We start from the raw sequence: 6,000 nt of genomic DNA on the forward strand, positions 1-6,000 counted from the left end.
CACTAAATACTGCTTACTTATTCTTAAATTCTTCTAATGTTTTGTAAAACGCTTCTTGTGTAGGGCGATTGGCTGGAATTTCTCTTAACGGTTCAACTGCTTTTAGAGTTTCGTAACATTCGTTTGGCAATTGTTGGTATAAAGCTGTTCCTTTTGTTTTCCATGCAATCATTTCGTCTGAAACATCTTTTATAATTGTGGCTGGATTTCCAACAACCATTTTTCGGTTTGGAATCTGCATTCCCGCTTTTACGAAAGCTAATGCTCCAATGATGCATTCATCGCCAACGTTTACGTCATCCATAATTACTGCGTTCATTCCGACAAGGCAATTGGCTCCGATGTTTGCACCATGAATTATGGCTCCGTGACCAATATGTGCTCCAGCTTTTAAAACCATAGATTTTCCTGGAAACATATGAATGGTGCAATTTTCTTGAACATTGCAACCGTCTTCAATGATTATTTCGCCCCAATCGCCACGAATGGCTGCACCTGGGCCAACATACACATTTTTACCAATAATGACATTACCCGTAACGGCTGCTTGTGGATGAATGAAACTACTTTCGTGTATTACTGGGATGAACCCTTTGAATTCGTAAACCATTTTGTTATGTTTTAGTTTGTGGGTTGTGGGTTTTCTTCTAGCACTTACAACCCATAACCTACCACCTTATTTAAACTTCTTCAACGTTTCTTTTGTAAAATCAGATAAAACTAACCTCCCGCTTATGGCTGCTCTTTCTGCTAAAAGGTTGTCCCAATCTTCAGTATTTCTCCAAAAAACTTTTTTCATTTCTTGCATGGCTTCTGGATTGTAAGTACATAAATGTTCTGCAAATTTTTGAACTTCTGCATCTAATGCTGAAATACTATCATAAACGTTTGCAAATAATCCTTTTTCTTTTGCCCAAGTTGCTTCGTAAAAAGTATTGGCATCAATAGCTATTTGTGACATGGCTGAAACTCCCATTTTTCTTTCGATTGCTGGTGCCACTACAAATGGTCCGATTCCAACATTTAATTCAGATAATTTAATGGCTGCGAATTTTGTTGCCATACAATAATCGGTTGCAGCTGCAATGCCTACTCCACCACCAACGGTTTTTCCTTGAATTCTTCCGATGATGAATTTGGGACATTTTCGCATGGCATTGATTACGTTTGCAAATCCTGAGAAGAATACTTTTCCGGTTGCAGCGTCATTTATTGAAATTAGTTCTTGAAAACTCGCTCCCGCACAAAAAGTTCTGTCTCCACCACTTTTTAGTATGATGACTTTTACTTCGTTGTTGTTTCCAACTTCTGTAATGGTGTTGGCTAATTGTGCTAATATATCGCTTGGCAATGAGTTGTGTTCTGGATGAAAGAACTCAATTGTAGCGATGTTGTTTTTTATTTCTTGTTTTACGTATGCGTTCATTGATTGTTTATTGTTAATTGTTAATTGTTGATTGTTGATTTCAAAAACTTCAAAATTCAAAAATCGTTAATCTTCAATCGTTAATTTTTTTTTAGCCCTGATAGAAGTGGAAATCCTGTCATTGCGATAGTCAATCGTAATGAGATTGCTTCGTTCCTCGCAATGACAGATTGCAACGGATAGCAGGAAATAGCTCCTAAATTATTTTACATCAAATCAAATTGTTCGAAATGATGGTTTAAATGTTTTCTTTCTAATAGATATGATGCGTATTTGTTCATTTCTCCAAAAACCATATTCTTTACTTTTGCTTCTGGGTTTTCTTTGAAAAAAACTTTATAGGCTTCTCTTGATTGTAAAAACTTGGCTTTAGCTGTTTCAAAATCGGGATAAACCAAGTCTTCTAAAACATTTTTTTTCATAGTTGGAAAAGCCGTTCCTTTTGGAAAATTTTTATAATCGTATAATGAATTGTGTACTTTATCTAGTATTTTTTCGGGTGTAGCAATTTCAAAATCTTGAATTTCTCCAGACATGATTTTGTAACTGTGTTCTAAATGTTCTAGCAAATGTTGAGGCGTTAAAATTCCCCATTTTGGTTTTGTTTTTTCGGTTAATTTATGTAAACATTCTAAAATTTTATCATCGGTCATTTCAACAAAAGTATCTTGCTTTTTTTGCACCATTGTTAAGATAGTTGCTACAGCTACTAATTCGTCTTCAGCATCAAAAACCTCAACAAACCATTTTACAATTCCACTTGGATGTTCTGCAGAAGCGACGTCTCTATCCACTTTTTGTTTGCATGTCAATCGCACATAAATAGTGTCGTTATGATAAATAGGACGCAAGAAACGACATTCTTCTAGACCATAATTTGCAGCAACTGGCCCTTTGTTTGGATAAACAAATAAACCCGCAGCAGCGGCTATAATAAAATATCCATGAGCAGTACGTTTTTCAAAAATACTTCCATCTAGTGATGTAATATCAGTGTGTGCATAAAAATGATCCCAAGTTAAATTGGCAAAATTAATAATATCTGTATCTGTTACTGTTCGCTTATGTGTTTTTAAAGACATACTGGGTTGAATATCTTCCCAATAGTATTTAAAAGGATGTTCTGGTGCCTCTTTATATTTAGCGTTAGCCTGATAAATGCCTGTAATTTCTGTTAGGGTAGTTGGTGAACCTTGAATAGCACAACGTTGCATATAGTGTTTAATACCTCGAACACCTCCCATTTCTTCTCCGCCACCCGCACGACCAGGGCCTCCATGAACCAACATGGGTAATGGTGAACCGTGACCGGTACTTTGTTTGGCCATATCGCGATTTCCGACTAAAATGCGACCATGATGAGATGCTGCTCCGATGACATAATCTCTTGCGATGACATCATCATAAGTAAAAATAGAAGAGACTAACGAGCCTTTACCCATTTGTGATAAAGCAATGGCATCTTCTAAGTTTTTGTAAGGCATAATGGTTGAAACAGGTCCAAAAGCTTCAATTTCGTGACAAGCTGTATTTGTAAACGGATTATTTTCTCGCATTAAAATGGGTTTTAAAAATGCCCCTTTTTTTGCATCAGCTCCAATGAGTTGTACTTCATCCAAATTTCCATAAACCATTTGTGCTGTTTGAGCGATTTTGTTTACTTGCGTTTTTACACTTTCGACTTGAGCTTTGTTTACCAAAGCACCCATTCGAACTTCTTTTAATCTTGGATCACCAATTGTGACTTTATCTAGCTGTGTTGCCAATGCTTTTTGAACATCATCTATTAATTCTTCTGGTACGATTATTCTTCTAATTGCTGTACATTTTTGTCCAGCTTTAACCGTAATTTCATTTTTAACTTCCCTTACAAACAAATCAAATTCTGGTGTTCCAGGAACTGCGTCTTTACCTAAAATGGAACAATTTAACGAATCAGATTCCATTGTAAAAGGTACAGACTCTTCAATTAATCTTGGGTGATTTTTTAGTATTTTCCCTGTATGAGCAGAGCCCGTAAACGTAACTACATCTTGAGAATTTACTGTGTCTAAAATTGATTTAGTCATGCCGCTCAACAATTGTAAAGTGCCTTCAGGTAAAATTTTTGAAGCTATGATTTCTCTAACAACTGCTTCTGTTAAAAAGGCTGTTTGTGGTGCAGGTAAAACTACAGCTGGCATTCCGGCCATCCAATTGACAGCACATTTTTCTAACATTCCCCAAATTGGGAAATTGAACGCGTTAATATGAACCGCAACACCATGTTTTGGAACTAAAATATGATGTGCCATAAAACGACCCCCTTTTGATAAATCTATTGGATCACCCTCTACATGAAACGGTTGGTTTGGGAATAATTTTCGTAGGGACGCATTTGCAAAAAGATTTCCGAACCCACCTTCAATATCAATCCAACTGTCGATTCTAGTAGCTCCTGTGCGATAGCTTAATTCGTAAAAAGCTTCTTTCTTTTTGGTAAGATACAAGGCTAATGCTTTGATCATATTGCCCCGTTCTTGGAAGGTCATTTTGCGCAATTTTTCGCCTCCTTTTATTCTTCCGTATTCTAAAACGTTAGGAATATCGAGTCCTTCGGTAGAAGAAAACCCTATTATTTCTCCTGTTATGGCGTCGAACATTGGAGTTCCTTCTCCTTGTCCTTCAACCCAAGATCCGTTGATGTAGTTTTTTAGTTTCATTTGCGCTGAATTTAGTTCAGTATCTTTTTTATTTTAATCGCTAACTTATTCAATATTCGGGTTTAAATGCTAAAAGGCGATTGTTTTTAAACACGTTCTATAACAGCGGCATAACCTTGGCCTACTCCTATACACATTGTGATTAATGCGTATCTTTTTTGAGTTAATTGTAATTCTAATGCTGCCGAATAGGTAATTCTTGCTCCAGTTACTCCTAATGGATGCCCAATTGCTATGGAGCCACCGTTAGGATTTACTCTTGGGTCATTGTCTTTTAAGCCCAATTCGCGCAAGCAAGCTATACTTTGTGAAGCAAAGGCTTCGTTTAATTCTATGATGTCGATTTGATCTAATGTTAAGTTGGCTTTTGCTAATGCTTTTTTTGTAGCTTCAACAGGACCAATTCCCATTATTCTAGGTTCTACCCCAACGACTGCCGAACTAACGATTCGCGCAATTGGTTTTAGATTGTATTTTTCTACAGCTTCAGCAGATGCAATAATTGTTGCTGCTGCTCCATCATTTAATCCTGATGAGTTTCCAGCAGTAACACTTCCATCTTTTTTAAATGCTGGACGTAGTTTTGCTAACACTTCTAGCGAAGAATTTGGTTTGATGAATTCGTCTTTTGAAAAAACTATGGGATCACCTTTTCTTTGTGGAATTTCTACAGCTACAATTTCTTTTGCCAATCTTCCTGAATTTTGTGCTGCTGTTGCTTTCATTTGACTGTTAAAAGCAAATTTATCTTGATCTTCCCTTGAAATTGAATATTTTTCTACTAAATTTTCGGCTGTTTCTCCCATGGCGTCAGTACCAAAAAGCGCATGCATTTTTGGGTTAACAAAACGCCATCCAAAGCTTGAATCGTACATTTTTGAATCGGTTCCGTATGCTGAGGATGCTTTTGAAACCACTAATGGTCCGCGGGTCATATTTTCTATCCCACCTGCAATAAAAACGTGTCCGTCTCCTGCTTTTATAGCTCTGTTAGCATGAATAATTGCTGATAAACCAGAACTACACAAACGATTTACGGTTTCTCCTGGAATGGTATAAGGTAATCCTGCTAGCAATAACGACATTCTCGCCACATTACGGTTGTCTTCACCAGCTTGATTGGCACAACCCATAATAACTTCATCATAAGCCTCTTTTGGGATGTTTGGATTGTTTTCAACTACAGTTTTGATTACCAATGCACCTAAATCGTCTGAACGAACTGGTGATAAACTTCCTTGATAACTTCCTATTGGAGTTCGAACTCCGTCTATAATATATGCTTCCATTTTATTTAAGGTTTTAGGTGCTAAAATTTTAGTCGTAGAAAATATTTTTAAAACAAACTACACAAAATCTATTTCCCTTTTTTATTCCCAATCTTTATTTGTACGATACACTACACCTTTAAAAAGTGCTACCAGCTCGTCACCTCTTTTTACTTCTATAATATTAAATCCTAGTTTATTATTTACTTTTTCTATTACAGATTCGGCTACTAAATAATCTCCTTCGTTGACTGCTTCTATGTGATTTATAGAGGTTTCTATAGATACTGCAAATTTTCCGTGTGTGTTTGCTGCAAATCCGAATGCTGTATCGGCTAATGAGTAAGTAATTCCCCCATGAGCCTTGTTCATACTGTTTAACATTTCTTTTCGAACTTTCATCGCTACTTTGCAACGGCCAATTTCGCATTCAAGTATTTCTATACCAAGCCATTGACTATAAGCATCTTGGCTCAACATTTTGTATGGTATTAGGTGGTTGGGCGTAGGTTTTAGGTCTGACATACTAACTGTTTATTCGTTTACTAATTATATTTCTTAAACTGCTTATCATTTTTGTTAATTCTGCTAAAAACTCTCTATT

The 6,000-nt window shown here is 36.4% G+C and carries 5 protein-coding genes; all 5 read right to left on the reverse strand.

Going from position 1 to position 6,000, the window contains the following annotated elements; genetic code table 11:
* Nucleotides 1-13: 13 nt before the first annotated feature.
* Nucleotides 14-610 (reverse strand): transferase hexapeptide repeat family protein, encoded by a 597-nt coding sequence (locus AABM47_RS01340; protein WP_338409120.1) that lies wholly within the window; start codon nucleotides 608-610, stop codon nucleotides 14-16.
* Between the two features lie 66 nt (nucleotides 611-676).
* Nucleotides 677-1,426 (reverse strand): enoyl-CoA hydratase/isomerase family protein, encoded by a 750-nt coding sequence (locus AABM47_RS01345; protein ID WP_338409121.1) that lies wholly within the window; start codon nucleotides 1,424-1,426, stop codon nucleotides 677-679.
* A 206-nt stretch (nucleotides 1,427-1,632) separates the two neighbouring features.
* Nucleotides 1,633-4,128, reverse strand: coding sequence for a phenylacetic acid degradation bifunctional protein PaaZ (gene paaZ / locus AABM47_RS01350; RefSeq protein WP_338409122.1), 2,496 nt, complete (start codon nucleotides 4,126-4,128; stop codon nucleotides 1,633-1,635).
* 86 nt (nucleotides 4,129-4,214) lie between these two features.
* On the reverse strand, nucleotides 4,215-5,417 hold the full coding sequence (pcaF, locus tag AABM47_RS01355; protein WP_338409123.1) for a 3-oxoadipyl-CoA thiolase: 1,203 nt from the start codon (nucleotides 5,415-5,417) through the stop codon (nucleotides 4,215-4,217).
* Nucleotides 5,418-5,498: 81 nt separating this feature from the next.
* Nucleotides 5,499-5,921, reverse strand: coding sequence for a hotdog fold thioesterase (locus AABM47_RS01360; RefSeq protein ID WP_338409124.1), 423 nt, complete (start codon nucleotides 5,919-5,921; stop codon nucleotides 5,499-5,501).
* Between the last annotated feature and the right edge of the window lie 79 nt (nucleotides 5,922-6,000).

Source organism: uncultured Flavobacterium sp., from assembly GCF_963925415.1.
GTDB lineage: Bacteria > Bacteroidota > Bacteroidia > Flavobacteriales > Flavobacteriaceae > Flavobacterium.

Coding starts and splice junctions, on each gene's coding strand:
- AABM47_RS01340 (WP_338409120.1), bottom strand. CDS start 610: ATGGTTTACGAATTCAAAGGGTTCATCCCAGTAATACACGAAAGTAGT.
- AABM47_RS01345 (WP_338409121.1), bottom strand. CDS start 1,426: ATGAACGCATACGTAAAACAAGAAATAAAAAACAACATCGCTACAATT.
- paaZ (WP_338409122.1), bottom strand. CDS start 4,128: ATGAAACTAAAAAACTACATCAACGGATCTTGGGTTGAAGGACAAGGA.
- pcaF (WP_338409123.1), bottom strand. CDS start 5,417: ATGGAAGCATATATTATAGACGGAGTTCGAACTCCAATAGGAAGTTAT.
- AABM47_RS01360 (WP_338409124.1), bottom strand. CDS start 5,921: ATGTCAGACCTAAAACCTACGCCCAACCACCTAATACCATACAAAATG.